Below are 25034 nucleotides of genomic sequence, written 5' to 3'. Positions count from 1 at the left end.
GCTGGGGGCATGCGATCGAGTGCACGTCCCGTCCTGCTGACCGTGGTGTGCGCGGCGGTGCTGAGCGGGACCGTGGCGTTCGGTGCCGCGCCGTCGACGGGCGCCGGGGTGACGGCGGGCGCCGGGACGACGGCGGGCGCCGGGACGACGGCGGGCGCCGGGACCGAGCCGGGCCGGGTCGAGGCTCGCTGGGTCTGGCCCACCGGATCGCGTGTGGTCGAGCGAGCGTGGGAGGCACCGTCCTCCGACTACGCCGCCGGGCATCGCGGGTTCGACGTCCCCGCCACCCTCGGAGCGACCGCTTCGGCCGTGGACGACGGCACCGTGGCGTTCGCGGGTGCGGTCGGTGGCCGCACCGTCGTGACGATCGACCACGGTGGCGGGCTCGTCAGCACCCTCGACTCGGTGACGCCCTTGGTCGCCGCGGGTGATGAGGTCACGCAGGGCACGCCGGTCGGGCGGGTCTCGGTCGGGCACTGTCCTGCCTCGGCGCCGTGTGTGCACCTCGGTGCGCGGGTCGACGGCCGGTACGTCGATCCCTTGCCGTACCTGCCGTCGGCGGAGTGGCCGGTGCTGCTGCCCGAGTCGGCATGGCCCGGCTGATCGCGCACGGGCGCGAGTGTCGGGCGCACCCGGTGTCGGGCGCCCCGGGTGTCGGGTACACCGGGTGTCGGGTGGCGCACGGTTCAGGCGCGCGGGTGGGCAGTCCGGTAGACCTCGCGCAGTCGCGCCGACGACACGTGGGTGTAGATCTGCGTCGTCCCGAGGCTGGCGTGGCCGAGGAGCTCCTGCACCGCGCGCAGGTCCGCTCCCCCGTCGAGCAGGTGCGTCGCCGCGGTGTGCCGGAACGTGTGCGGGCCGCTCGGCCCCTCGCCCGGCAGGTCGCCGAGCAACCGGGCCACCACGCGGTAGGCGCTCCGGACGCCGAGTCGGGCACCACGGTCGCCGAGGAACAGCGCCACGCTGGCCGGCCCCTCCGCACGCGCGGCGACGACCGGCCGTCCGCGCTCCAGCCACGCCTCGAGCGCGTCCCGCGCCGGCACGCCGAAGGGCACCACCCGCTCCTTGCCGCCCTTGCCGAGCACCCGCACGGTCAGGCGCCCGCGGTCCAGATCGGTCACGTCGATCCCGACGAGTTCGCTGACCCGGATGGCCGCCGCGTACAGGAGTTCCACGAGAGCACGGTCCCGCAGTGCCGACGGGTCGTCCGTCGCCGCGCGGGCGCCGAGTCCGTCGAGCAGGGTACGCACCTGGTCGGCCGACACCACACGGGGCAGGTGGGCCCCGCCCTTCGGCGCGCGGAGCCGGACCCCGGCGTCGGTCGCGGTCACCCCGGTCTCGCTCGCCCACCGGGTGAACGCGCGGACGGACGAGGACCGCCGGGCGATGGTCGACCGGGCGAGCCCTCGATGATCGGCGTCCCAGAGCCAGTCACGCAGGAGCTCGAGCTCGACGTCGGTGACGCGGTCGATCCCGCGCATCTCGGCGAACACCACGAGCTGTTCGAGGTCGCTCGCGTACGCGCGGAGGGTCTGCTCGCTGAGTCCCCGCGCGTGACGGGCGTGGCCGAGGAAGGCGTCCACCGCCACCACGAGTCGACCGTCCGTCCGCGCAACCACGAAGTCAGCGTACGGCCGCCCGCCGTCATGCCAGTCCCCACCCGCCGCCACCGGGTACGACGAGCCCCTGCAACTGCGCCAGTGCGAGCGCATCGGCGACATCGGCGGGCGACATCCCCGCCCGTCGCGCGATCTCCGCCTCGGGCAGCGCGCGACGGCCGAGCGCGTCGAGGACGCGGGTCACCTCGGGGTCCTGCCGGCCGGACAGGAGCGGTTCGTCCGGCACCGCTCCCCCGCCCTGTTCCGGAGCCGTCCGCGTCGCCGCGGTCGGGTCGCCCGGGTGCACGACGATCTGTGCACGCCCCTGCGCGATGAGCCGGTGGCAACCGACCGACGCAGCGGAGGCGAACGCCCCCGGGACCGCGAACACCGGCCTGCCGAGCTGTGCGGCGTGGTGGGCGGTGTTGAGGGCCCCGGACCGCGCGCCGGCCTCGACCACGACCGTGACGTCGGCCAGCGCGGCGATCAGGCGGTTCCGGCCGAGGAAGCGCCAGCGCGTGGGCCGCGTCCCCGGAGCGGACTCGGCGAGCAGCGCTCCCTGCCGCGCCACGTTGTGGAGGAGCTGCGCGTTGCCGGCCGGGTAGAGCTGGTCGATGCCCCCCGCGAGGACCGCGACGGTGGGGGCTCCGGCGGCGACGGCGACCCGGTGCGCCACCGCGTCGATGCCGTAGGCGCCACCGCTCACGATCGCGCATCCGGCGTCCGCCGCACTCGAGGTGATCTCCGCCGCAGCCTCGGCACCGGCCACCGTGTTCGCCCGGGATCCGACGACTCCCAGCGCCGGCGTCCCGCCGCCGAGGTGTGCGCCCGTGCTGCGTGTCCAGAGCACCACGGGCGCGTGCGGGCCGAGGTCGTCCACGGCGGAGGGCCAGCCGTCACTGTCCGGCACGAGCAGACCGGCACCGACCGCACCGGCAGCCGCGAGCACGTCGCCCACCTGGACACTGGCCAGCCGCGGCCGCCAGCGTCCGACCGCGGCCTGCAGCACGCCGAGCAGGACCGCGGGGTCCTCGGCGCCGGGCACCTCGGCCTCGACGCAGTCACCCAGCAGCGCGTCGAACTCGTCGTCGGCGGCGAGCAGCACGGCGCCGAGCGCGCGCTCCGGTCCGAGCCCGGCGATGAGTTCCCCGGCGACGGAGTCCCCGGGCTCCACGATCGCGGACCACGCGACCCGCGCGGCGGCCTGGACCGGGTCGACGGCAGCGCCGCCCCGGCCGAGCATGCGTGCCACGGTGTCGAGCAGCTCCGTGCCCGCGGGTGTCACAGGGCGCTCCGCAGTGCGAGAGCGCCACGGACGTGGGCGCCCGTCGGTCGGTCGACCGCGTCGAGGTCAGCCAGCGTCCACGCCAACCGCATCACCCGGTCCCAGCCGCGCATCGTCAGGGTTCCGAGGTCGAGCGCACGGTCCAGGTCCGCCGTCGATCCGGGCTCGATCCGGCCCGCAGCCCGGAGCCACGTCCCGGTGACCTCGGCGTTCCGCGACCAGCCCGTCCCGTGCAACCGCTCCGCCATGCGGGCCCGAGCCGCCGCCACCGCAGCACGCGCCACCGCCGTCGTCGGCGTGCTGCCGTCCGCGTCGCGCATCCGTCCGGTCGTCACCCGGGGCACGAGCACCCGGATGTCCATCCGGTCGAGCAGCGGGCCGGACATCCGACCGAGGTACCGGCGGACGGTGCTCGGCGAGCACTCGCAGGGCTGCCCGTGCGCGCCGCCCGCGTTGCCGCACGGACAGGGGTTCGCGGCGAGCACGACCTGGCAGCGGGCGGGGAACTCGGCGGCACCGGCGGCACGGTGGATCGTGATCCGACCGGACTCGAGCGGCTGCCGGAGCGCGTCGAGCACGGCACGCGGGAACTCCGGGGCCTCGTCGAGGAACAGGATCCCCCCGGTGGCGCGCGACACGGCACCGGGGCGCAGCACCCCGGACCCACCGCCGATGAGCGAGACCGCCGAAGCGGAGTGGTGCGGTGCCTCCCAGGGTGGCTTCGTGCTCCACGACGCGGGCCCGAGCCCGGCGACCGACCGGACCGCGGCGACCTCGAGCGCCGTCTCGTCGTCGAGGTCGGGCAGCAGCCCGGGCAGTCGTTCGGCGAGCATCGTCTTGCCGGCACCCGGCGGCCCGAGAAGCAGGGCATGGTGTCCACCGGCAGCCGCCGCGATGAGCGCTCGGACGCCGACCGGGTTCCCCACGACGTCCGACAGCTCGGCCACGGGACGTGGCACAGCCGTGACCGGGACCGGCAGCACCGGGTCGACCTCGACCGTCGGCAGGAGCGCCCCGGCGTCGATCGCGGCCGCACGCAACGAGTCCACGCCCCGGACCCGGACCCCGGTGACCACCCTGGCCTCGGCCAGGTTGCCGACCGGCAGCACCACGCGGTCCACACCGGCGTCGCGTGCAGCGACCAGCATCGGGATCACGCCGGGGACCGGACGCACCCGACCGTCGAGGCCGAGTTCACCGATGTAGACGATGCGCTCGGAGACGTCCGGGGCGAGGCCGGCCCCGGCGAGCACGGCCATCGCGATGGCGAGGTCGAACCCGGAGCCGCGCTTCGGGATCGCCGCCGGGGTCAGGTTCACCGTGATCCGGCGTGCCGGCAGCGGGCACCCGGCGTTCGCGGCGGCGGACCGCACACGCTCACGCGCCTCGCCGAGGGAGGTGTCGGGCAGACCGATGATGCTGAACGCCGGCAGCTGGCTCGTCAGGTGCGCCTCGACCTCGATACGCCGGCCGGTGACGCCGAGCAAGGCGACGGCAGCGGCGCGTCCGATGCCGGTCACAGCACACCCGCCAGGTGTTCGACGACGGTGCGCGGCCCGTCGACGTGGACCGCGACGACGTCGATGCGGACCGAGCGGGCCGAGACCTCGGGGTGCGCGTCGAACCACTCGGGCACGAGTCGTCGCATCCGACTGAGCTTCGCCGCCGTGATCGCCTCGAACGGATGACCGGTCGCGGCTCCGGACCGGGTCTTCACCTCGATGAACGCGAGCGTGCAGGAATCCCACGCGACGATGTCGACTTCCCCCCGAGCACATCGCCAGTTCCGCTCGAGCACCCGGAATCCCCGCGCTTCGAGCCAGGTCACCGCCTGTTCTTCACCGAATCGTCCGAGTCGACCGTTCCGGAGTGATCGCCCCGGTGGACGTTGCACCTGCTGTTCCATGTCGTTGCCTCCACGACAACGATCTCCGGAATGAGCACATCGCCAGGCAGCGCAGAAGTATCTGTGGAATCAGCATGGACGGACCAGCCCTGTGGAGGAAAGAAGAAGGACCCGGGCGATCGAGATCACCCGGGTCCTGCTCCGATGAGCGTCAGTGCGCTGCTGCGTAGGCTTCCTGCACCTGCGTCGAGATACGGCCGCGGGAGGACACTTCGTACCCGTTCTCCTTGGCCCACTCGCGGATCTTGCCGAGCTCTTCCGAGTTGCCGCGCTTGGGCGCCGACTTCGGTGCGGAACCGCCACCGGTCCGACGGCCCGAGACCTTGCGCGCTGCGGCGATGTAGTCGGAGATCGCCTCGCGGAACTTGTCGACGTTGTCGTTCGACAGGTCGATCTCGTACGACGAACCGTCGAACGCGAATTCGACCGTCCGGCCTTCACCGGTGGTGATGGGCGAATCGTCGAGGTCGTCGACGAGCTGGACGGTGACCTTCTGTGCCATGGGGTGCTCCTGTTCGTGGGGCGGGAATATCCCCACCAGAATAGCGCGAACAATTCCCCGGCGGTTCAGATCGCCGGCGATTCACCCGGAAAGAAGAAGAATGAGAATTGACGATCACTCGTCGAGTGCGAGTTCCTTCGGCAGTTCGAGTTCGCGTGTCGTGAGTTCCTCGACGTTCACGTCCTTGAACGTGAGCACGCGGACGCCCTTCACGAAGCGGTCCGAACGGTAGACGTCCCACACCCAGACGTCGTTCATCGTCAGTTCGAAGTAGAAGTCGTGCTCCGTGTCACGGCGCACGAGTTCGACCTCGTTCGCCAGGTAGAAACGGCGCTCCGTCTCGACCACGTAACGGAACTGCGAGACCACGTCTCGGTACTCGCGGTACAGGGCCAGCTCGACCTCGCGGTCGTAGTCGTCGAATTCGTCCTCATCCATTGCGCCCACAGTCTACGGCGACCAGCGCCCGAACGGACGACGCGGTCAACCGGCGAGGGCGTCGAGCTCGTCGAACCCGTCCAGCGAGACGCTCGAGGCCTGGTGCAGCCACGACTTCCGGTGCAGCGCGTGCGCGCCGATCGTCCGGATCGCGTCGTAGTGCGCCGTCGACCCGTACCCCTTGTTCGACACCCACCCGTAGTGCGGGGCTTCGTCGTGGGCCGCGATCATGACCGTGTCACGAGCGACCTTGGCCACCACGGACGCCGCGGCCACCGAGGCGCAGTCGCGGTCTGCCTTGACGCGGACGACCACGTCGAGCGGCTCCGTCGCGGAGCGAAGTGATGCGGGCAGGGCACGGCTCAACCAGTCGAACGACCCGTCCAGCACGACCACCGCTCCGTCGAGGGACACCCCGTCGGCCACCAGAGACCCGAGCGCCTGCACACCGGCAGCACCGAGAGCGGGGACGATGCCCTGCTGGTCGACGAACTCCGCCGACGTCATGCCCACGGCGGTCCGGGCCCAGCGCTGCACGACCGGCACGAGGTCGTTCCGCCGGGCCTCGGACAGCAGCTTCGAGTCGGCGAGCCCCTGGGGCACCCGGCCGATGTCGAGCGTCACGGCGGCCACACCGACCCCGACCGGCCCGGCGATCGCACCGCGGCCGACCTCGTCCATGCCGATGACCGTCACACGGCCCGCAGCCAGGAGACGCTTCTCGACGCGCAACGACGGGCGGACGGCGGTCACTCGTCGCGCTCCTCCACGCCGGCGAACACCTCGGGATGGTCGTCGAGCCACGTCCACCGGCTCGACGGCCAGGAGATGACGAACGCACGACCGGTGACGTCGGACAGCGGGACGAAGCCCTTGGACGGGGTGTCCCCGTTGTAGCGGGAGTCCTTCGAGTCGTTCCGGTTGTCGCCCATCACCCAGATGGTGCCCTTCGGCACGGTGACCGAGAAGTCGGTCGCCGACGCGGGTGCGCCGGCGGGGAGCTTCAGGTACGGCTCCTTGATCGGGACGCCGTTGACCGACATCTGCCCGAGGTCGTTGCAGCACGACACCTTGTCACCCGGCAGGCCGATGACCCGCTTGATCAGGTGGTCGTCACTGTCGCCCGTCCCGAGACCGACCTGCGTGAGGAGCCAGTCGATCGCCTTGGCGGGCTGTGTGTCCGGCGTGACGCTCGGTACCTCGGCCCCGGTGAGCCATCCGCCCGGGTCCTTGAACACGACGACGTCCCCGCGCTTCAGTGCGACGGCGTCGGGCACGAGCTCGTTGACGATCACGCGGTCGTTGATCTGGAGCGTGTTCTCCATCGACGCGGACGGGATGTAGAACGACCGGATCAGGAACGTCTTCACCAGGAAGGACACGAGCAACGCGGCGATGAAGATGATGACGAGGTCGCGAAGGAATGTGAGGACGCCGTTCCGTTGCTTCTCGGCACGTGGCCTGCGCCCGGAATCCTCTGTCGTATCCGTCATTTCCGCTCTCGTTCGAACCACCGACTCCCCACAATGGGAAGAGCCCCCCGTCGATGCACAACCGTACATGGACGAGGGGCTCGCAGCGTCGCCCGGCTCGCGGCCGCTCACTGTGAAGGCGATCAGGCGTCGCGCTTCTCCTTGATCTTGCGGCGGGCAGCCTTGCCGCGGAGCTCGCGCAGGTAGTAGAGCTTCGCACGACGCACGTCACCCTTGGTGACGATCTCGATGTGGTCGATGATCGGCGAGTGCACCGGGAACCAGCGCTCGACGCCGACCTGGAAGCTCACCTTGCGGACCTTGAAGGTCTCGCCGATGCCGTGGCCCTGACGGCCGATGACGACACCCTGGAAGACCTGGATACGCGAGCGCGTGCCTTCGACGATGTTGACGTGCACCTTGATGGTGTCGCCGGGGCGGAAGTCCGGGACGTCGGTCCGCAGCGATGCTGCGTCGACGTTGTCGAGGAGCTGGCTCATGGTGGGTTTCACTCTCTGCGGACGCGCACGGGTCGCCGCGGATCGAAGGTTCGGAAAGTGGTGGTGCGTGCCCGGTGTCGGCGACTCCCCCGTGGCAGAGTCCAGCCAGGGCACAGCGTTCAATACTGCCACAGACACCGGCGGAGACAAAACGACGAGGATGGACCCATGATCGAACTCCGCACCCCCGCCGAGCTGGACGGCCTCCGTGTCGCCGGCCGGTTCGTGGCCGATGTCCTCGACGAACTGCTCGAGACGGTCGACGTCGGCGTCAACCTGCTCGACCTCGACCGGGTCGCGGCCCGGATGATCGCCGAGCGTGGCGCGGAGAGCTGCTACGTCGACTACCACCCGTCGTTCGGCATGTCCCCGTTCGGCAAGAACCTCTGCACCTCGGTCAACGACGCCGCCCTGCACGGTCTGCCGCACGATCGCACCCTGCAGGACGGCGACCTGGTCAGCCTGGACTTCGCCGCGAGCGTCGACGGCTGGGTCGCGGACTCCGCCGTCAGCGTGCAGGTCGGCACGCCGCGTGACGAGGACCAGGCCCTCATCGCCACAGTCGAACGCGCACTGGCCGCCGGCATCGCCCAGGCGGCCCCCGGCAACAAGCTCGGCGACGTCTCGCACGCGATCGGGCACGTGGCACACGAGGCCGGTCACAGCGTCAACCTGCAGTTCGGCGGGCACGGCGTGGGCCGCACGATGCACGGGGACCCGCACGTGCCGAACGACGGCCGTCCGGGTCGCGGCCTGAAGCTCCGGCCGGGGCTGGTCGTGGCGATCGAGCCGTGGCTCATGCAGACGACCGACGAGCTCTACCAGGACGACGACGGCTGGACCCTGCGCAGCGTCGATGGCTCACGTGCCGCGCACGTCGAGCACACGGTCGCGGTCACCGAGGCCGGCCCCGAGGTCCTGACCCTGCGTCGCGCCCAGCGCGCCGACCCGAACGCCTGACGGCCTGGAGGCACGGTGCGGGCCCGCCCCGTGCCTCCAGGCAGACGCGACGGAGCCAGGTTTCGTGCTCAGCGACAGTCCACGCGGAACGAACCGCGAGGAGTGTCGGTCAGCCCGAAAGTCCTTCCAGCAGGCAAGCGCGCCAGCCGGTCAGGCAGGCGGCAGCAGGTCCGGACGGACGCGCCGCGTCCGCTCCAGCTGCTGCTCGTGCCGCCAGGCACCGACGCGGGCGTGGTGCCCACTGAGCAGGACGTCGGGCACGTCGAGCCCGCGCCACGAGGCGGGTTTGGTGTACGAGGGGTACTCGAGGAGGCCGTCCTCGTGGGATTCCTCGACCAGCGACTCGGGGTTGCCGACGACGCCGGGGACGAGTCGGCCGACGGCCTCGATGATCGCCATCGCGGCGACCTCGCCACCGTTCAGCACGTAGTCGCCGAGCGAGAGCTCGACGACGGTGGCTCGTGACGACGCCCACTCGAAGACGCGGGCGTCGATGCCCTCGTAGCGCCCGCAGGCGAAGACGAGGTGCTCGTGTTCGGCGAGCGAGCGCGCGATCGACTGCTTGAACGGTGTGCCGGCCGGCGTCGGGACCACGAGGGTCGACGAGCCGTCGGGCCGGAAGAGGGCCTCGAGCGCCTGCGCCCACGGCTCCGGCTTCATCACCATGCCGGCGCCTCCGCCGTACGGGGTGTCGTCGACGGTGCGGTGCCGGTCGGTGGTCCACGAACGCAGGTCGTGCACGTGCAGGTCGAGCAGACCGCCGGAGCGGGCCTTGCCCAGCAGGGACACGTCGAGCACGGAGAAGAACTCCGGGAAGATCGTGACGATGTCGATCCGCACGGGAGCTAGTCCGTGACCGTCTCGGGACGCGAGGTGTCCTCGGGGTCCTCGAACAGGCCCTGCGGCGGCGTGACCGTGACGGTGCCTGCGGCGATGTCGACCGCGGGCACGATGGCCGAGACGAACGGCACGAGGACCTCGCCGCGGGACGGCGTGTCGATCGCGAGCAGGTCCTGCGCGGGCATGTGGTCCACTCGGGCGACGGTGCCGACCTCGACGCCGTCGCGGAGGACCTTCAGCCCGACCAGCTGGTGGTCGTACCAGGCGTCGTCCTCACCGGTCTCGGCGTCGGCGTCCTGCTCGACCCAGAGGATGATGCGCGCCAGGGACTCGGCCGCGGTGCGGTCGTCGATCCCGGCGAAGAACGCGACGGGGTGACCGTTGTACCAGCGGAGTTCGTCCAGCTCGAGGGTCTTGCCCGACCACGGTGAGTCGTCGGGGACCTGGAGCGTGAAGGTGGCGCCCGGGGTGAACCGACGATCCGGGTCGTCGGTGTAGAGCTCGAGCTTGATGCCGCCCTTGAGCCCGTGCGCCTTCGTGATTCGACCCACCCGGAGCTGGGTCGTCTCCCTAGGAATCGGTGTCCACCACGTCGACCCGCACGCGCTTGCCGTCGGCCAGGGCCGTGACGAGCGTGCGGAGCGCCTTGGCGGTGCGCCCGGCGCGACCGATCACGCGGCCGAGGTCCTCGGGGTGCACGCGCACCTCGAGGACCTCGCCGCGTGGGGAGGTGGAGCTGGCGACGCGCACGTCGTCAGGGTGATCGACGATCCCCTTGACGAGGTGCGTCAGCGCGGATTCGAGCAAGGACTACGCCTCGGTCGTCTCGTCGGCGGTCTCGGCGTCGTCGGCCTTGGCGGCGGGAGCCGTCTTCTCCGACTTCGGCTTGAGGACGGCCTTCTTCGAGGAGTCGACCTGGAAGGGCTGCTTCGGCTCGGCGACCTTGACCTTGGACTCGGTGTCCTTCTCGCCCTTGAACTTGGCCCAGTCGCCGGTCAGCTTGAGGAGGGCCGCGACCTGCTCGGTCGGCTGCGCGCCGACGCCGAGCCAGTAGAGCGCACGCTCGGACTCGATCTTGATGACCGAGGGCTCCTCGGTCGGGTGGTACTGACCGATCTCCTCGAGGACACGACCATCGCGCTTGGTGCGCGAGTCGGCGACGACGATGCGGTAGTAGGGCGCACGGATCTTACCGAGACGCTTCAGACGGATCTTGACAGCCACAATTGCTCCTGTTTGCTTTCGTTGTGGTTGAACTGGAACCGCGGGCGTGGGGGCACACACGGCGAAAGCTCGAGAGAGATCGCTCACAGCTGGATAGAGGGTCGAGCTGCGGCGATTCGACCGTTCATTCTTGCAGATTCCCGGCCGTGATGCGAGCCGACTCGCTACGGCGCGAGTCGCCGCACCGCTTCGAGCGCCTCGGACGTCGCGCGGACCGCGTCCACGCTCCGTGCGTCCCGCGCGCCGCCGACGACGGCGTACGGCACACCGGCGGCCTGGAGGCCCGTGGCGAGTCCGTCGGACGCGTCGCCCTCGGCGTCGCTCGCGCTCTCCTGCCCGGCGCAGATCACGACGCTGTCCGCCCGCACGCCGACCTCGTCCCCGTGCTCGTCGCGGACCCAGAGCACGCCGGGCTCGATGCGCAGGTACTCCTGCACGCCGCCGAGCATCCGCACCCCGGCGTCGCGCAGCCGACCGATCGCGACCCACCGCGACGTGATGCCGATCCCCTGGCCGAACTTGCCCGATCGACGGAGCACCGTCACCTGGGACCCCGGCCGTGTGGTGCGCGGGGCAGCGGGGAGTCGCTGCGGCACGTCGCCGACGAGCTCCTCGGAGACGTCGAGGTCCCACCGGGCCGCGAACTCGGCGGCCCGGACGGCCTCGTCGGGCGACTCGGTCAGGAACGCCGCGGTGTCGACGCCGATGCCGCCGCCACCGATGATCGCGACGGTGCCCTCGGGGACCCCCTCGCGGAGCGCCCGTTCGTAGGACAGCACGTGCGGCAGGTCGCTGCCGGGGACGTCGATGCTCCGCGGGACCACCCCGGCCGCGAGCACGACGGCGTCGCTGTCGACGAGGTCCCGAGCCGTGGCCGGGCGTCCGAGGTGGATCGTCGCGCCCCACTCCGCGAGCTCGGCACGGGCGGAGCGCACCGTGGCGGCGTAGTCCTCCTTGCCCGGCACGAGTGCAGCGAGGCCGAACTGGCCACCCAGGCGGTCGGACGCCTCCCAGACGGTGACGTCGTGGCCCCGTCGAGCGGCGTCCACGGCGGCGGCGAGTCCGGCCGGCCCGCCCCCGACGACGTCGACGCGCTTCGGGTCGGTCGTCGGGCGTGCGGGGAACGCGACTTCGCGGGCGGCCCGGGGGTTGACGAGGCAGGACACCGGGGCGCCGACGATGGAACGGTCGAGGCACGCCTGGTTGCAGCCGATGCACGTGTTCACCAGGGCGAAGCGACCGGCGAGGGACCGGTTGACGAGCGCGGGGTCGGCGAGGAACGGCCGGGCGAGGGCCACCGCGTCGAGCAGTCCGTCGTCCAGCACAGCTTCGCCGTCGCGCAGGTCGGTCATCCGGTTCGAGGCGATGACGCGGACCCCGGGGTACGGCGACGCGCGCACCACCCGGGCGATCCGTTCGGCGTAGGCGAGCCAGGCCCCGTGCGGCACCGCGGCCTGCACCGTCGGGGTGCGGGACTCGTGCCAGCCGATGCCGACCGAGATGCCGTCGAGCCCGAGCGGCAGCAGGTCGTGCACGAGCGCGTCGACCTCGTCGTCGGTCGAGGACCCGGGCATCAGGTCGGCGCCGGACAACCGGATCGTCACGGCGAGCTCGGGGACCGCGGTGCGGACGGCCCGGACGACCTCGACCGCGAAGCGCCGGCGGCGTTCCGCGTCGCCACCCCACTCGTCGTCGCGCAGGTTCGTCAGCGGTGACTGGAACTGATTGATGAGGTAGCCCTCGGACGCCATGATCTCGACGCCGTCGAACCCGATCGCGCGGGCGCTGCGGGCCGCGGCGGCGAAGTCCTCGATGGTCCGCTCGACCTCGGCCGACGTCAGCTCGGTCGGCACCACGCCACGGGCGGCCGCCCAGGGCAGCGCCGACGGCGCCACGACCCGCTGCGGGTCCCCGTGCCGGTCGACCATGCCAGCTGCGAGCGCGTACCGCCCGGCGTGGAACAGCTGCGCGAGGATCGTCCCGCCCTCGTCGTGCACGGCCTGCACCGCGACGCGGAACCGCTCGTCGGCTCCCCCGACGCCGAACACCGCGAAGTCCGGACCGCCGCGGGCCTCGTCGTTCACCGCGATGCCGCCCGTGATGATGCACGCGACACCACCGGCGGCCCGTTCGCGGTAGAACGCCGCCATGCCGGCACCGCCGTCGTCCTGCACCTCGAGCCCGGTGTGCATCGACCCCATCACCACCCGGTTCGCCAGGTGCAGGGGGCCGAGGGTCCAGGCTGACGCGACGGTCCGGAGGGAGTCCGGCACGACGGGGGCGGAAGCGACGCTGCTCATGCGCCCATTCTGCGGGGTCCGCACGAACGGCACCCGTTCGTTGTGCGTGTCCGACAACGTTCCGGGCAGGATGGACGGCATGGACATCCGCTTCACCGAGTCCCGCCCGTCGACCATCGGCGTCGAGTGGGAACTCCCGCTGGTCGATCGGGCGACCGGCGACCTCGCACCCCGCGCCCCCGCCGTCATCGCCGCCGTGCACGAACGGCTCGGTGACCACGACCGGGTCACCGAGGAGCTGCTGACCAACACGGTCGAGGTCGTGTCGAGCGTCCACGATCGGGTGGGGGCTGCGACGAGCGAGCTGTCCGGCATCATCGGCGAGGTCATCGACGCCGCCGAGCCGCTCGACGCCCAGGTGATGTGCTCCGGCACGCACCCGTTCGCCGTCTGGGACCAGCAGGAGATCACCCCGGACAGCGAGCACTACACGACCCTGATCGACCGCACCCGCTGGTGGGGTCGGCAGATGCTCATCTGGGGCGTGCACGTGCACGTCGGCATCGACGACCGCGACAAGGCCGTCCCGATCATGAACGCGATGCTCGCCTACGTCCCGCACCTGCAGGCGTTCACGGCGTCGAGCCCGTTCTGGGGCGGGACCGACACCGGCTACGCCTCGAACCGGGCGCTCATGTTCCAGCAGCTCCCGACGGGCGGGCTCCCGCCGCAGCTGGGTGCCTGGGCGAACTTCGAAGAGGTGGTGGGCGACCTCACCCACACCGGCGTCATCGACAGCGTGAAGGACCTGCGCTGGGACATCCGCCCGTCGCCGGGCTGGGGCACCCTGGAGAACCGGGTCTCCGACGGCATCTCGACCCTGCACGAGGTCGGCGCCGTCACCGCGCTCGTCCAGTGCCTGGTCACCGCGTGCTCCGACCGCCTCGACGCCGGCGAGACCCTGCCGACCATGCAGCCGTGGTTCATCCGCGAGAACAAGTGGCGCGCGGCCCGCTACGGCATGGAGGCCGAGATCATCACGAACGTCGCCGGCGACGAGCGGCTCGTGACCGACGAGGTGCACGACCTGGTGCAGCGGCTCGACCCGATCGCCGAACGCCTCGGGTGCCAGGACGAGCTGCACCACCTCGACACCATGATCGAGCGCGGTGCGTCGTACCAGCGGCAGCTCCGGGTCGCGCAGGAGAACGGCGGCGACCTGCGCGCCGTGGTCCGCCACCTGGTGACGGAGTTCCGCGACGCGCTCTAGCCGCGACCTACCAGAATCGGGCGTACCTGGTCGAATCGGGCGTACCTGGTCGTTTCTTTCGACCAGGTACGCCCGATTCCGCTTTCCAGCGCGCGTGCGATGGGAAGGAACGTCGCGACGGGACCACGACAGGACGGGAGGCCCGTGGCGGATCCGCCACGAGCCTCCCGTCCGTCAGGTGGTCGCGACTAGCGACCCAGGAACTTCTGCAGGCTCGCGAGCTCTTCCTCGGTCGGCGCCTTGCCGCCCTTGGCGCCGCCGAGACCGAGGCCGGACCCCTGCGGGGCCTGCTGCGGCGCAGCCGCGGCACCGGCCGCGAGGGCCGCACGCTTGGCCGGGTTGCCGACCTTCGACTTCTTCTTGCCACCCTGCTGCTGCTTCTTGCCACCGTGCATGCCGGGGATCGGCCCCATGCCCGGCATCTGCGGCACACCACCGCGGGCGACCGTCTTCATCATCTTCGCGGCCTGCTCGAAGCGGTTCACCAGCGCGTTGACCTCGGTCACCGTCGAACCGGCGCCCTTGGCGATGCGGAGCCGGCGCGAGCCGTTCAGCAGCTTCGGGAGCTCACGCTCCTGCGGGGTCATCGACTGGATGATCGCCTCGGTGCGGACGATCTCGCGCTCGTCGAAGTTGTCGAGCGCCTCGCGCATGCCCTTCGCGCCCGGGAGCATGCCGAGCATGCCCTTGATCGAGCCCGCCTTGCGGAGCTGCTGCATCTGCTGCAGGAAGTCGTTCAGCGTGAAGTTGTCGGTCGCGATCTTGTCCGCGACCTTGCGCGCCTCTTCCTCGTCGAAGGCGCCCTGCGCCTGCTCGATGAGGGACAGGATGTCGCCGAGGTCGAGGATCCGGCTCGCCATCCGGTCCGGGTGGAACGGCTCGAAGTCGTCGAGCGATTCACCCGTCGACGCGAACATGATCGGACGGCCGGTCACGCTGGCCACCGACAGGGCCGCACCACCGCGGGCGTCACCGTCGAGCTTCGACAGCACGACGCCGGTGAAGTCGACGCCTTCCTGGAAGGCACGTGCGGTGTTGACGGCGTCCTGACCGATCATCGCGTCGATGACGAACAGGACCTCGTCGGGGTCGACTGCCTTGCGGATGTTCGCGGCCTGCTTCATGAGCTCGGCGTCGACGCCGAGACGACCGGCCGTGTCCACGATGACGGTGTCGTACTGCTGGTCGACCGCGGCCTTGATGGCGTTCTTCGCGACCTTGACCGGGTCGCCGACGCCGTTGCCGGGCTCCGGAGCGAAGACGTGCACGCCGGCCTGCTCACCGACGACCTGCAGCTGCTGCACGGCGTTCGGACGCTGGAGGTCCGCCGCGACGAGCATCGGCGTGTGGCCGTCCTTCTTGAGCCACTTGCCGAGCTTGCCCGCGAGGGTCGTCTTACCGGCACCCTGCAGACCCGCGAGCATGATGACCGTCGGCGGCTTCTTCGCGAACTCGAGCCGTCGCTGCTGCCCGCCCAGGATGCCGACGAGTTCTTCGTTGACGATCTGGACGACCTGCTGCGCCGGGTTGAGCGCGCGGTTGACCTCGTCGGAGAGGGCCCGCCCGCGGACCGATGCGGTGAACGCCTTGACGACCTCGAGCGCGACGTCGGCGTCGAGGAGCGCCCGCCGGATCTCGCGGACGGTGCCGTCGACGTCGGACGGAGTCAGCCGACCCTTGCTCCGCAGATTGCGGAAGGTCTCGGTCAGCCGATCGGAGAGTGAACCGAATTGCGCCATGATCCGTCGATTCTACAAGGCTCCCGACCACCGCACGGGTCCGTTCACCGCAGGAGGACGCCCTCGGTCAGTGCGAGCGGCGCGGGGAGGCCCAGGTCGATGACCACCGGTGCGCTCGACGGGCTCCGGTCACCGGTCGGGAACCACCGCCGCTCGGGCGACACCAGGATCACGAGACCGTCCACATCACCGACCGCCGCGAAGGACTCCCCCGGCGGGTTCGCGTACGGCTCGAGACCGGCGCGTCGCAGCGCCTCGACGGCACCGAGGACGTCGGGCACGGGCACGCCGACCTCGCTGACCGAGACGAGCGGGATGCCGGCGCCGTCGCCGTAGTCGCCGTCGCCGTAGTCGCCGTCGCCGTCGCCGTCGCGCCCGACGTGCGCCCCTGCGGACAGGTCCCGCCGCTCGATCAGTTCGAGGAGCTGCTGGTCGGGCCCCTCGAAGTAGACCGACCGCGAGTTCCAGTTCGGCGGTCCCTCGAACTCGTCCTGGTCGTCGGTACCGAGCACCGTCGTCAGTCCGGCGATCCAGGCCTTGGCCGCGTCGAAGGTCCCCGTGGGGATCGTGATCGCCAGGTGCAGGGCACCGGTCATCTCCGGCAGCTTGCGGAACACCAGGAGCGACGAGCCCACCACGACGCGGACCACGGCGGCGGGGTCGGGACCCGCGTCTGCCTCGTCCACCTCGACCGGGCAGCCCAGCCGTTCGTAGAAGCGGGCGGTGTCGGCGAGGGACCGGGTGGCGAGCTGTACCTGTTGGATGTCCATGCCCACATCGGATCATCTCAACCATTGTCGAGGTCAAGCACCAGGTTGTTGGACGCCGTCCAGAAACTGTCGTACGCTCGGCGCATGCCGGAACTCGAGATCCTGCGCCACCCCGGCCTGCTCGACTACGCGGACGGGCTCGCCCTGCAGCGGGACCTGCACGCCGACGTCGTCGCCGGCCGTTCTCCCGGAGCACTCGTGCTGTGCGAGCACCCGTCGGTGTACACCGCCGGTCGCCGCACCGAACCGTCCGACCTGCCGACGAACGGCGCCCCGGTGGTCGACACCGACCGTGGCGGCCGCATCACCTGGCACGGTCCGGGCCAGCTCGTCGCGTACCCGATCGTCCGGCTCGCCGAACCGCTCGACGTCGTCGCCTGGGTGCGCGACCTGGAGCAGGTCGTCATCGACGCCGCGGCTGCCGTCGGGGTGCACGCCGAACGGGTCGCGGGTCGCAGCGGTGCATGGGTGCCGGGCACCGACGGCTCCCCGGCCGCCAAGGTCGGGGCGATCGGCCTGCACGTCGCCGAGGGTGTGACGACCCACGGCATCGCGATCAACTGCGACAACGCCCTCGACGCCTACGCCGCGATCGTCCCGTGCGGGATCGCCGATGCCGGGGTCACGACACTCAGCGCAGCGGCGGCACGCGTCGGCGCTGGCGCCGTCACGGTCGACCGCCTCGCGCCGCTCGTCGCGCAGCGCGTCCAGCAGGCCGTCGACGGCATGCACACCGGACACCGGATCAGCACGACGCACGCCGGCTCAGCGCCCACTCGACAGGAGACCCTCGTATGACCCTCGCCCCCGAAGGCCGCCCCATGCTCCGGGTCGAGGCCCGGAACGCCCAGACCCCGATCGAGACGAAGCCCGCCTGGATCAAGACCCGCGCGACGCAGGGTCCGGAGTTCCGCGAACTCTCCGGCCTGGTGCGGGACAAGCAGCTGCACACCGTCTGCCAGGAGGCCGGCTGCCCGAACATCTTCGAGTGCTGGGAGGACCGCGAGGCCACCTTCCTGATCGGCGGCTCGCAGTGCACCCGTCGCTGCGACTTCTGCCAGATCGACACCGGCAAGCCGGAACCGCTCGACCGCGACGAGCCCCGCCGGGTCGCGGACTCGGTCGTGTCGATGGACCTGAAGTACGCGACGGTGACCGGCGTCGCACGCGACGACCTGCCCGACGGCGGCTCCTGGCTCTACGCCGAGACCATCCGGGCGATCCACGAGCACTCCCCCGGCACCGGCGTCGAGATCCTGGTGCCGGACTTCAACGGGCGACCCGACCAGCTCGGCCCGGTGTTCGACGCCCGCCCCGAGGTCTTCGCCCACAACGTCGAGACGGTGCCGCGGATCTTCAAGCGCATCCGCCCGGCCTTCACGTTCGAGCGGTCGCTCGACGTCATCACCCAGGGCCGCGACGCCGGACTCGTGACGAAGTCGAACCTCATCCTCGGCATGGGCGAGGAGCGCCTCGAGATCGAGGACGCCCTGCAGCGCCTGTACGACGCCGGCACCGACATCATCACGCTGACCCAGTACCTCCGTCCGTCGCCGCGGCACCTGCCGGTTGCGCGCTGGGTCAGCCCTGCGGAGTTCGTCGAGCTCCGCGAGGTCGCCGAACAGATGGGGTTCGCGGGGGTCCTCGCCGGGCCGCTGGTCCGGTCGTCCTACCGGGCGGGCCGGCTGTGGGCGCGGGCGACGGTGGCCCGCGGCGGCACGGTGCCCGAGCACCTCTCCCACCTGCTCGACGCGACCCCTGGCCGGCAAGCCGTCTGACGCGCGGCGCCGCCGACGTTTCGCGCTGAGCGACACTTCACGTGCTGCGGAGCACGTGAACTGTCGCTCAGACCGAAATCCGGTGCGTCCGGCCGACACGGTGACAGACGGGAGGCGCGGTGCCAGCTGGCACCGCGCCTCCTGTCCGTCAGGTGGTGACGGCTACTTCGCGTCGGCCTCGACCGACTCCTTCGGCTGGCCCGTCGGGGTCAGCCCGCGCTCCTGGCGGCGCTTCGAGACCACCAGCGACGCGGTCGTGGCGACCGCGATCGTCAGCGCGATGAAGCCCAGCGAGAACCAGATCGGGATCTCCGGCGCCCACTCGATGTGTTCGCCACCGTTGATGAAGGGCAGCTCGTTGACGTGCATGGCGTGGAAGACGAGCTTCACACCGATGAACGCCAGGATGACGGCCAGGCCCTGGCCGAGGTAGATGAGCCGCTCGAGCAGCCCGGCGATCAGGAAGTAGAGCTGTCGGAGACCGAGCAGCGAGAACGCGTTCGCGGTGAACACGATGAAGGCGTCCTGCGTGAGCCCGAAGATCGCGGGGATCGAGTCGAGCGCGAAGAGCACGTCGGTCAGACCGATCGCGACCATGACGAGCAGCATCGGGGTGAACAGGCGCTTGCCGTCGACGCGGGTGGTCAGGCGGTCACCGTCGTAGTGGTCCGACGTCGGGATGATGCGCTTGAGGATCCGGATGAGCCGGGATTCGCCCTCGCTGCCGTGGTCGTTGCCGCTGCGGGCCTGCGACCAGGCGAGCCAGAACAGCAGCGCACCGAACAGGTAGAAGACCCACGAGAAGTTCTCGATGATCGTGACGCCGAGCGCGATGAACACGCCGCGGGCGACGAGCGCGATCGCGACGCCGACCAGCAGGACCTTCTGCTGGAACTCCTTCGGCACGGCGAAGCTCGACATGATGATGAGGAAGACGAACAGGTTGTCGACCGACAACGCCTTCTCGGTGAGCCACCCGGCGAAGTACTCACCGCCGGCCTGTCCGCCGCCGAAGACCAGGATGCCGATGCCGAACAGGATGGCCAGGCCGATGTAGAAGGCCGACCAGAACGCGGATTCGCGGATGTGCGGCACGTGCGGTGTACGCACGTGCGAGTAGAAGTCGAACACCAGCAGCGCGAGGATGCCGGCGATGGTGATGAGCCAGACGAAGAGTGGGACGTCCACGGTTTCCTTCAGGTAGGGCGCTGCACGGGCTGTTCACGAACTTGTCGGACACGAACACGTGGGTACGCCGAGGCCTGAAGGTCTCTTCCGTCACGCTGCACCGGAACCGGTGCCGCACGACCGGCGCCCCGGGGCCGGATCGTTCCGGACCGTACTGACGGGGACACCGAGAGGGAATACTCCCCTTCGTGTGACCGAGCATACCGGGCACAGCGGACATGCGCCGCGCTCTAAGCTGGGAGCATGGCGAGTTCCTGGTCACTGTCCACACGGCTGCGCGGCCTCTTCCAGCGCAAGACGATCGACGAGACCACGTGGGAGGACCTCGAGACCGCCCTCATCGGTGCGGACTTCGGTCCGGACATCTCCGAGGAGATCATCGAGGACCTGCACGCCCGGGTCGACCGCTACGGCACGACCGACCCAGCCGACCTGCAGCGCATGCTCCGCGAGGTCCTCGAGGAACGGCTCTCCAAGCTCGACACCACCCTGAAGCTCAGCGCGCGTCCCGCCGTGGTGCTCGTCGTCGGGGTGAACGGCGTCGGCAAGACCACGACGATCGGCAAGTTCGCCAAGTTCCTGAAGACCTACGACCGCACGGTCCTGGTCGGCGCGGCGGACACCTTCCGCGCCGCTGCCGTCGAGCAGGTCGCCACCTGGGCCCAGCGCGCCGGCGTCGACGTCGTCCGTCCGTCGCAGCCCGGGCAGGATCCGGCATCGGTCGCGTACCAGACCGTCGAGAAGGCGATCCGCGACCAGACCGAGATCGTCGTGATCGACACCGCCGGGCGCCTGCACACCAAGGCCGGCCTGATGGACGAGCTCACCAAGATCAAGCGCGTGGTCGAGAAGCAGACCGAGATCAGCGAGGTCCTGCTCGTCCTCGACGCGACGACCGGGCAGAACGGACTCGCACAGGCCCAGGCCTTCATCGAGGGCGCCGGTGTCACCGGTCTCGTCATCACGAAGCTCGACGGCTCGGCCAAGGCCGGCTTCGTGCTGAGCGTGCAGGAGAAGACCGGCATCCCGATCAAGCTCATCGGTCAGGGCGAGGGCATCAACGACCTGACCGGCTTCACGCCGCACGTGTTCGTGCAGAACCTGGTCGGCTGAGCGGACGCGGCCCCGTCGGCTGAGCGAACGCGTTCCTGCCCCGAGGAGTAGCGTCCCTGACGGCCCGGGCGTCTGCTCGGTCTCGTTCCAGGGATAGGAGACCCTCATGCCCGCACTGCTGATCATCGCGATCATCGTCGGCCTCGTCCTGCTCTTCAGCGGCATCTTCGTCGGTGCGCTGAAGTTCCTGCTCTGGGTGGGCATCGTGCTCATCCTGCTGGCGGTCATCGGCTGGCTGCTCCGGACGATCCGCGGTCGCGCGTAGCGACCCGGCGTCCTGTCCGGACGCACCTGACACAACGGGAGGCGCGGTGCCAGCTGGCACCGCGCCTCCCGTCATTTCGTCCGGTCGCGACCGCAGCCTCCGTTTCGCGCCCAGCGACACGTCACGTCGCCGCAGCCGCGTGAGGTGTCGCTCAGTGCGTGAGAGCGCTGCGTCGACTACGCGACCGCGTCCGCCGGCTCGCGCTTCTGCACCCGCTGCCCGACGACGGCGGAGACGCCGTCCTGCCGCATCGACACCCCGTACAGGGCGTCGGCGATCTCCATCGTGCGCTTCTGGTGCGTGATGACGATGAGCTGCGAGGACTCGCGCAGGCGCTCGAACACGGTCAGCAGCCGACCGAGGTTGGCGTCGTCGAGCGCCGCCTCGACCTCGTCCATGATGTAGAACGGCGACGGCCGCGCGGTGAAGATCGCGACGAGGAGCGCCACCGCCGCCAGGGACCGCTCGCCGCCGGACAGCAGGGTCAGGCGGTCGATCTTCTTGCCTGCGGGCTTCACCTGCACGTCGATCCCGGTGCCGAGCAGGTCGGACGGGTCGGTGAGGTTGATCGACCCGGAACCTCCCGGGAACAGGATCGGGAAGATGACGTCGAACGCGTCCTTCGTGTCGTTGAACGCCGACTCGAAGATCGTCTGCATCTTCGTGTCGAGCTCGTCGATGATCGTCAGCAGGTCCGTCCGGGTCTTCTGGAGGTCCTCGAGCTGCTCGGCGAGGAACGCGTGCCGCTGCTCGAGCGCCTGGAACTCCTCGAGGGCGAGCGGGTTCACCTTGCCGAGCTGCCCGAGGTCGCGCTCCGCGGCCTTGAGCCGGCGCTCCTGCTCGGCACGGACGTAGGGCACGGTCTCGACGTCGGCGGGGTCGACCTCGTCGGTGGTGTCGAACTCGGGCAGGGCCGGGCCGCCGGGCAGGGTGGACTCGGCGTTGACGAGGGCAAGGTCGTCGGTGCTCGTCTCGGCGTCTTCGTCTGCGTGCGCGTCCGTGTCGGTGTCCGCGCGGTCCGGCTCGGTCGCGCCCGCGGCTTCGGCCGCGGCGGCCGCCGCTGCGCGCTCCGCATCGCGGTGCTTCCGCGCGAGCACCCGCGGGTCCACGAGCACGTCGACCGGCACCGGCACGTCCGGCCCGTACTCGGCCACCAGCACCGCCTCGGTCAGCCCGAGTTCGCTCTGCGCCCGGTCGAGCACACCGGACACGTGCAGCTTCTTCTCGTAGATCTCCATCTCGAGCGAGTGCACGCCGTCGGTGATGGTCTGCAGGCGGTCCCGCAACTCGCGCTCCTCGTTGCGGATCGTCTGCAGCTCGGTGTTGCGCTTCGACCGCTCGGCTTCTTCCGTCGCCAGCTGGACCCGGGCCTCGGCGAGCGAACGGTCGACCGCGCCGAGCACACCGGGCAGGTCGGCGAGCACGGCCTCGGCGGTGTGGATCTGACCGCGGCGGATGACCGCGAGCCGTGCGGCTTCCTCGGCGGCGGCGCGCTCGGCCTCGAGCTGACGTTCGAGCTGGTCGGCGCGGTGCCGTTCGGCGCGCACCCGCTCGCGCACGGTCTCGACCTGGATCCGCTGTTCGACCTCGGCGGCGCGTGCAGCCTCGAGCGCGTCCTGCAGCGCGGGACGCTCGGAGGCGTCGACCACCGGGCGCTCCTGCTCGGTGAACGTGCGGTGGGCCGCCTCGGCGTCGGCGAGCACGGCCTCGGCTGCCTCGACGGCGCCGTCGGTCTCGGCCAGCGCGGCACGCAGCCGCTCGACCTCGGCCACGGCGTTCTCCGCCTTCGCCCGCGTCGACGCGCTCGTGCGGTCGTACTCGGCCTTCGCCCGGGTGTACGCGCGGGAGGCCGCATCGGCCTCGTCCGCACGGCGTCGTGCATCCTCGACGGCGCTGCGCGCGGCCTGGAGGCCCGTGGCCGCGTCCTCCGCGTCCGTCGCGATCGCGTCGCGTCGCGTCACGGCGTCGTCGCGCTCGGCGACGAGCTCGATGCGCGAGGTCACGCGCTCCCCGCCGCCGGTCACGCGGACCGCACGGACGAGGTCACCGGACCGCGTGACCACCGTGGCGTGCGGGGCGGCCGTGAGCACCGCCTCCAGGTCGAGGTCGTCGGTCTCCGCGACCAGCGTGTCGCGCAGGATCGACGCGAGCGCCGGCGGTCCCTGCACCAGGTCGGTGGCACGGCGGACGCCGGCAGGCAACGTGTCGGGCAGGGCCGCGGGGACGGGCGCGGCGTCCGCGACGACGACGTCGATCCGGCCGAGGTCCGCGGCGCGGGCGTGGTCGACGGCGTCGAGCGCCGTCCCGCGGTCGTCGGCGAGGACGGCGTCGGCGAGGCCCTCGAGCGCCGTGGCGATGGCGGCTTCGAACCCGGGCGTCACCGTCAGGCTGTCGGCCAGGCGCCCGACGATGCCCGCCCGGCCGGCGTCGATCAGGGCCTGCGATCCGTCACGGACCTCGATCGACATGCCGAGCGCCGTGACCCGGGCGTCGAGGGCGTCCCGCTCGCGCTCGAGGGCGTGGAGGCGGTCGCGCTGCTCGTCGCGGGTGGTCTGGACACGTTCGAGCTCGGCACGCGCCTGCTCGAGGGTCTGCGCGAGTACGGTCTCGTCGACCCCCTCGGACGGGTCGACGCCGAGTTCGGCGAGGGCCGCTGCCGCGCGTTCGGCACGCTCCCCCGCCTCGGCCAGTGCCCGTTCCCGCCGCTCGCGGTCGGCCACGGCGGAACCGCGCTTCGACCGGGCGACGTCGACGGCGCTGGCGAGCCGCTGCGCCTCGAGGTCGTGCTGCGAGACGCGGGCGGCCTGCGCCGCGATCTGCTCGTCGAGGGCGTCGAGCGCGGCACGGGCGTCCTGCACGGCACGGGCGGTGGTCACCGAGCTGCCCTGCATCGCGTCGGCACGGGTGGCGAGGCGGTCGGCCTCGGCCCGGACCCCGGCGACGCGCTCGGGCGTGACCGTCGGGCCCTGCTGCGGGGCGTCGGCCTGCTGCGCGAGGAACATCAGGCGCTGGTTCGCCAGGCTCGACAGGCCGCGGAGGCGCTCCTGCACGCTCTCGAGCCGGTGCACGACTGTGCGGGCGCGGTCGACGTCGTCACCGACCATGCTCTGCTCGACGTGCTGCTGGCGCACCCGGGTCTGGTCGAGCCGCTCGGTCAGGACGATGCGCTCGGACTTCCGGCCGGCCTCGACCTCCTGGTGGTCGTGCAGCTCGCGGCGCAGGCGCACCACGTCGTCGGCGAGGAGGCGGGCCTTGGCGTCACGGAAGACGGCGGCGACCGACTGGGCCTTGCGGGCGACCTCGGCCTGACGTCCGAGGGGCTTCAGCTGCCGCCGGATCTCGCCGGCCAGGTCGGACAGGCGGGTCAGGTTGGTCTGCATCGCGTCGAGCTTGCGGAGGGTCTTCTCCTTGCGACGGCGGTGCTTCAGGATCCCCGCGGCCTCCTCGATGAAGCCACGGCGGTCCTCCGGGGTGGCGTGCAGCACCTTGTCGAGCTGCCCCTGCCCGACGATCACGTGCATCTCACGACCGAGGCCGGTGTCGCTCAGCAGCTCCTGCACGTCGAGCAGCCGGCAGTTCTCGCCGTTGATCGCGTACTCGCTGCCGCCGTTGCGGAACAGCGTGCGCGCGATCGTCACCTCGGAGTACTCGATCGGCAGGAGGCCGTCGCTGTTGTCGATGGTCAGCAGCACCTGGGCGCGGCCGAGCGGGCCGCGGGTCGAGGTGCCGGCGAAGATGACGTCCTCCATCTTGCCGCCGCGGAGGGTCTTCGCCCCCTGCTCCCCCATCACCCAGGCGAGCGCGTCGACGACGTTGGACTTGCCGGAGCCGTTCGGGCCGACGATGCACGTGACGCCCGGCTCGAACGCGAACGTCGTCGGCTGCGCGAAGGACTTGAACCCCTTGATGGTCAGGCTCTTCAAGTACATGCGGTCTCCGGATGCTC

General features: G+C 71.2%; 25 protein-coding genes. 7 read left to right on the top strand and 18 right to left on the bottom strand.

Features of this window, described 5'->3' with window-relative positions:
- Positions 1 to 9: 9 nt before the first annotated feature.
- A complete protein-coding gene (locus KK087_RS09655) occupies positions 10 to 603 on the top strand; it encodes a murein hydrolase activator EnvC family protein (protein WP_214564962.1) in 594 nt (197 codons plus the stop codon).
- 83 nt (positions 604 to 686) lie between these two features.
- Here KK087_RS09655 and KK087_RS09650 read toward each other — a convergent pair whose 3' ends face one another.
- The 9 genes from KK087_RS09650 to rplS all read right to left on the bottom strand — a co-directional run bounded on the left by KK087_RS09650 (position 687) and on the right by rplS (position 7701).
- Complete coding sequence (locus tag KK087_RS09650) at positions 687 to 1619, bottom strand: tyrosine recombinase XerC (protein ID WP_307860028.1); 933 nt, start codon at positions 1617 to 1619, stop codon at positions 687 to 689.
- A 25-nt stretch (positions 1620 to 1644) separates the two neighbouring features.
- Positions 1645 to 2841 carry a DNA-processing protein DprA gene (gene dprA, locus KK087_RS09645; protein WP_214564961.1) on the bottom strand — a complete coding sequence of 399 codons (1197 nt, stop codon included), beginning with the start codon at positions 2839 to 2841 and terminating at the stop codon, positions 1645 to 1647.
- Between the two features lie 38 nt (positions 2842 to 2879).
- The gene (locus KK087_RS09640) at positions 2880 to 4403 is read right to left on the bottom strand and encodes a YifB family Mg chelatase-like AAA ATPase (protein ID WP_214564960.1); all 1524 of its coding nucleotides are present in this window, start codon (positions 4401 to 4403) and stop codon (positions 2880 to 2882) included.
- A complete protein-coding gene (locus KK087_RS09635) occupies positions 4400 to 4789 on the bottom strand; it encodes a YraN family protein (protein WP_214528622.1) in 390 nt (129 codons plus the stop codon). Before KK087_RS09635 ends, KK087_RS09640 begins: the two co-directional genes overlap by 4 nt.
- A gap of 151 nt (positions 4790 to 4940) precedes the next feature.
- A complete protein-coding gene (locus tag KK087_RS09630) occupies positions 4941 to 5291 on the bottom strand; it encodes a histone-like nucleoid-structuring protein Lsr2 (RefSeq protein WP_017888250.1) in 351 nt (116 codons plus the stop codon).
- A gap of 114 nt (positions 5292 to 5405) precedes the next feature.
- On the bottom strand, positions 5406 to 5729 hold the full coding sequence (locus tag KK087_RS09625) for a DUF2469 family protein (RefSeq protein WP_017888251.1): 324 nt from the start codon (positions 5727 to 5729) through the stop codon (positions 5406 to 5408).
- Positions 5730 to 5774: 45 nt separating this feature from the next.
- Positions 5775 to 6482, bottom strand: a complete 708-nt coding sequence (gene rnhB / locus KK087_RS09620) for a ribonuclease HII (RefSeq protein WP_214564959.1) — start codon at positions 6480 to 6482, stop codon at positions 5775 to 5777.
- Positions 6479 to 7222, bottom strand: coding sequence for a signal peptidase I (lepB, locus tag KK087_RS09615; RefSeq protein WP_214528624.1), 744 nt, complete (start codon positions 7220 to 7222; stop codon positions 6479 to 6481). Before lepB ends, rnhB begins: the two co-directional genes overlap by 4 nt.
- Positions 7223 to 7344: 122 nt before the next feature.
- Positions 7345 to 7701, bottom strand: coding sequence for a 50S ribosomal protein L19 (rplS, locus tag KK087_RS09610; RefSeq protein ID WP_198656144.1), 357 nt, complete (start codon positions 7699 to 7701; stop codon positions 7345 to 7347).
- Positions 7702 to 7869: 168 nt separating this feature from the next.
- On the opposite strand from rplS, the gene map reads away from it, so the two are divergent.
- The gene (gene map / locus KK087_RS09605) at positions 7870 to 8661 is read left to right on the top strand and encodes a type I methionyl aminopeptidase (RefSeq protein WP_214564958.1); all 792 of its coding nucleotides are present in this window, start codon (positions 7870 to 7872) and stop codon (positions 8659 to 8661) included.
- A gap of 150 nt (positions 8662 to 8811) precedes the next feature.
- Here the strand turns inward: map and trmD are convergent, their stop codons facing one another.
- The 5 genes from trmD to KK087_RS09580 form a co-directional block, all read right to left on the bottom strand.
- The gene (gene trmD / locus KK087_RS09600; RefSeq protein ID WP_214528626.1) at positions 8812 to 9501 is read right to left on the bottom strand and encodes a tRNA (guanosine(37)-N1)-methyltransferase TrmD; all 690 of its coding nucleotides are present in this window, start codon (positions 9499 to 9501) and stop codon (positions 8812 to 8814) included.
- A 5-nt stretch (positions 9502 to 9506) separates the two neighbouring features.
- Positions 9507 to 10052: a ribosome maturation factor RimM gene (gene rimM / locus KK087_RS09595; protein WP_171907871.1), complete on the bottom strand. Its 546-nt coding sequence runs from the start codon at positions 10050 to 10052 to the stop codon at positions 9507 to 9509.
- Positions 10053 to 10071: 19 nt separating this feature from the next.
- On the bottom strand, positions 10072 to 10308 hold the full coding sequence (locus tag KK087_RS09590) for an RNA-binding protein (protein WP_017888258.1): 237 nt from the start codon (positions 10306 to 10308) through the stop codon (positions 10072 to 10074).
- 3 nt (positions 10309 to 10311) lie between these two features.
- Positions 10312 to 10725 (bottom strand): 30S ribosomal protein S16, encoded by a 414-nt coding sequence (rpsP, locus tag KK087_RS09585; RefSeq protein ID WP_214544388.1) that lies wholly within the window; start codon positions 10723 to 10725, stop codon positions 10312 to 10314.
- A 164-nt stretch (positions 10726 to 10889) separates the two neighbouring features.
- Positions 10890 to 13025 (bottom strand): oxidoreductase, encoded by a 2136-nt coding sequence (locus KK087_RS09580; protein WP_214564957.1) that lies wholly within the window; start codon positions 13023 to 13025, stop codon positions 10890 to 10892.
- 70 nt (positions 13026 to 13095) lie between these two features.
- On the opposite strand from KK087_RS09580, the gene KK087_RS09575 reads away from it, so the two are divergent.
- On the top strand, positions 13096 to 14235 hold the full coding sequence (locus tag KK087_RS09575) for a glutamate--cysteine ligase (protein ID WP_214565018.1): 1140 nt from the start codon (positions 13096 to 13098) through the stop codon (positions 14233 to 14235).
- Between the two features lie 188 nt (positions 14236 to 14423).
- Here KK087_RS09575 and ffh read toward each other — a convergent pair whose 3' ends face one another.
- Together ffh and KK087_RS09565 are read right to left on the bottom strand one after the other, a co-directional pair.
- Complete coding sequence (gene ffh / locus KK087_RS09570) at positions 14424 to 15974, bottom strand: signal recognition particle protein (protein ID WP_214564956.1); 1551 nt, start codon at positions 15972 to 15974, stop codon at positions 14424 to 14426.
- Between the two features lie 44 nt (positions 15975 to 16018).
- Positions 16019 to 16744: a VOC family protein gene (locus KK087_RS09565; RefSeq protein WP_214564955.1), complete on the bottom strand. Its 726-nt coding sequence runs from the start codon at positions 16742 to 16744 to the stop codon at positions 16019 to 16021.
- 84 nt (positions 16745 to 16828) lie between these two features.
- Here KK087_RS09565 and lipB point away from each other — a divergent pair, with 84 nt between their 5' ends.
- A complete protein-coding gene (gene lipB / locus KK087_RS09560; RefSeq protein WP_214564954.1) occupies positions 16829 to 17542 on the top strand; it encodes a lipoyl(octanoyl) transferase LipB in 714 nt (237 codons plus the stop codon).
- Positions 17539 to 18522, top strand: coding sequence for a lipoyl synthase (gene lipA / locus KK087_RS09555; protein ID WP_214564953.1), 984 nt, complete (start codon positions 17539 to 17541; stop codon positions 18520 to 18522). The genes lipB and lipA overlap by 4 nt, the downstream gene beginning before the upstream one ends.
- A gap of 162 nt (positions 18523 to 18684) precedes the next feature.
- Here lipA and KK087_RS09550 read toward each other — a convergent pair whose 3' ends face one another.
- Positions 18685 to 19710, bottom strand: a complete 1026-nt coding sequence (locus tag KK087_RS09550) for a TerC family protein (protein ID WP_110859106.1) — start codon at positions 19708 to 19710, stop codon at positions 18685 to 18687.
- 243 nt (positions 19711 to 19953) lie between these two features.
- Here KK087_RS09550 and ftsY point away from each other — a divergent pair, with 243 nt between their 5' ends.
- Together ftsY and KK087_RS09540 are read left to right on the top strand one after the other, a co-directional pair.
- Positions 19954 to 20823: a signal recognition particle-docking protein FtsY gene (gene ftsY, locus KK087_RS09545; protein WP_017888268.1), complete on the top strand. Its 870-nt coding sequence runs from the start codon at positions 19954 to 19956 to the stop codon at positions 20821 to 20823.
- Between the two features lie 106 nt (positions 20824 to 20929).
- A complete protein-coding gene (locus KK087_RS09540; RefSeq protein ID WP_171907827.1) occupies positions 20930 to 21088 on the top strand; it encodes a hypothetical protein in 159 nt (52 codons plus the stop codon).
- Between the two features lie 176 nt (positions 21089 to 21264).
- On the opposite strand, the gene KK087_RS09535 is transcribed toward KK087_RS09540, so the two are convergent.
- Positions 21265 to 25017 (bottom strand): AAA family ATPase, encoded by a 3753-nt coding sequence (locus KK087_RS09535; RefSeq protein ID WP_214564952.1) that lies wholly within the window; start codon positions 25015 to 25017, stop codon positions 21265 to 21267.
- Between the last annotated feature and the right edge of the window lie 17 nt (positions 25018 to 25034).

The sequence above is a fragment of the Curtobacterium aurantiacum genome (genome assembly GCF_018598555.1).
GTDB lineage: Bacteria > Actinomycetota > Actinomycetes > Actinomycetales > Microbacteriaceae > Curtobacterium > Curtobacterium aurantiacum.
The sequence above is the reverse complement of the archived record's forward strand: the minus strand, read 5'-3'. Positions and strand labels throughout refer to the sequence as shown.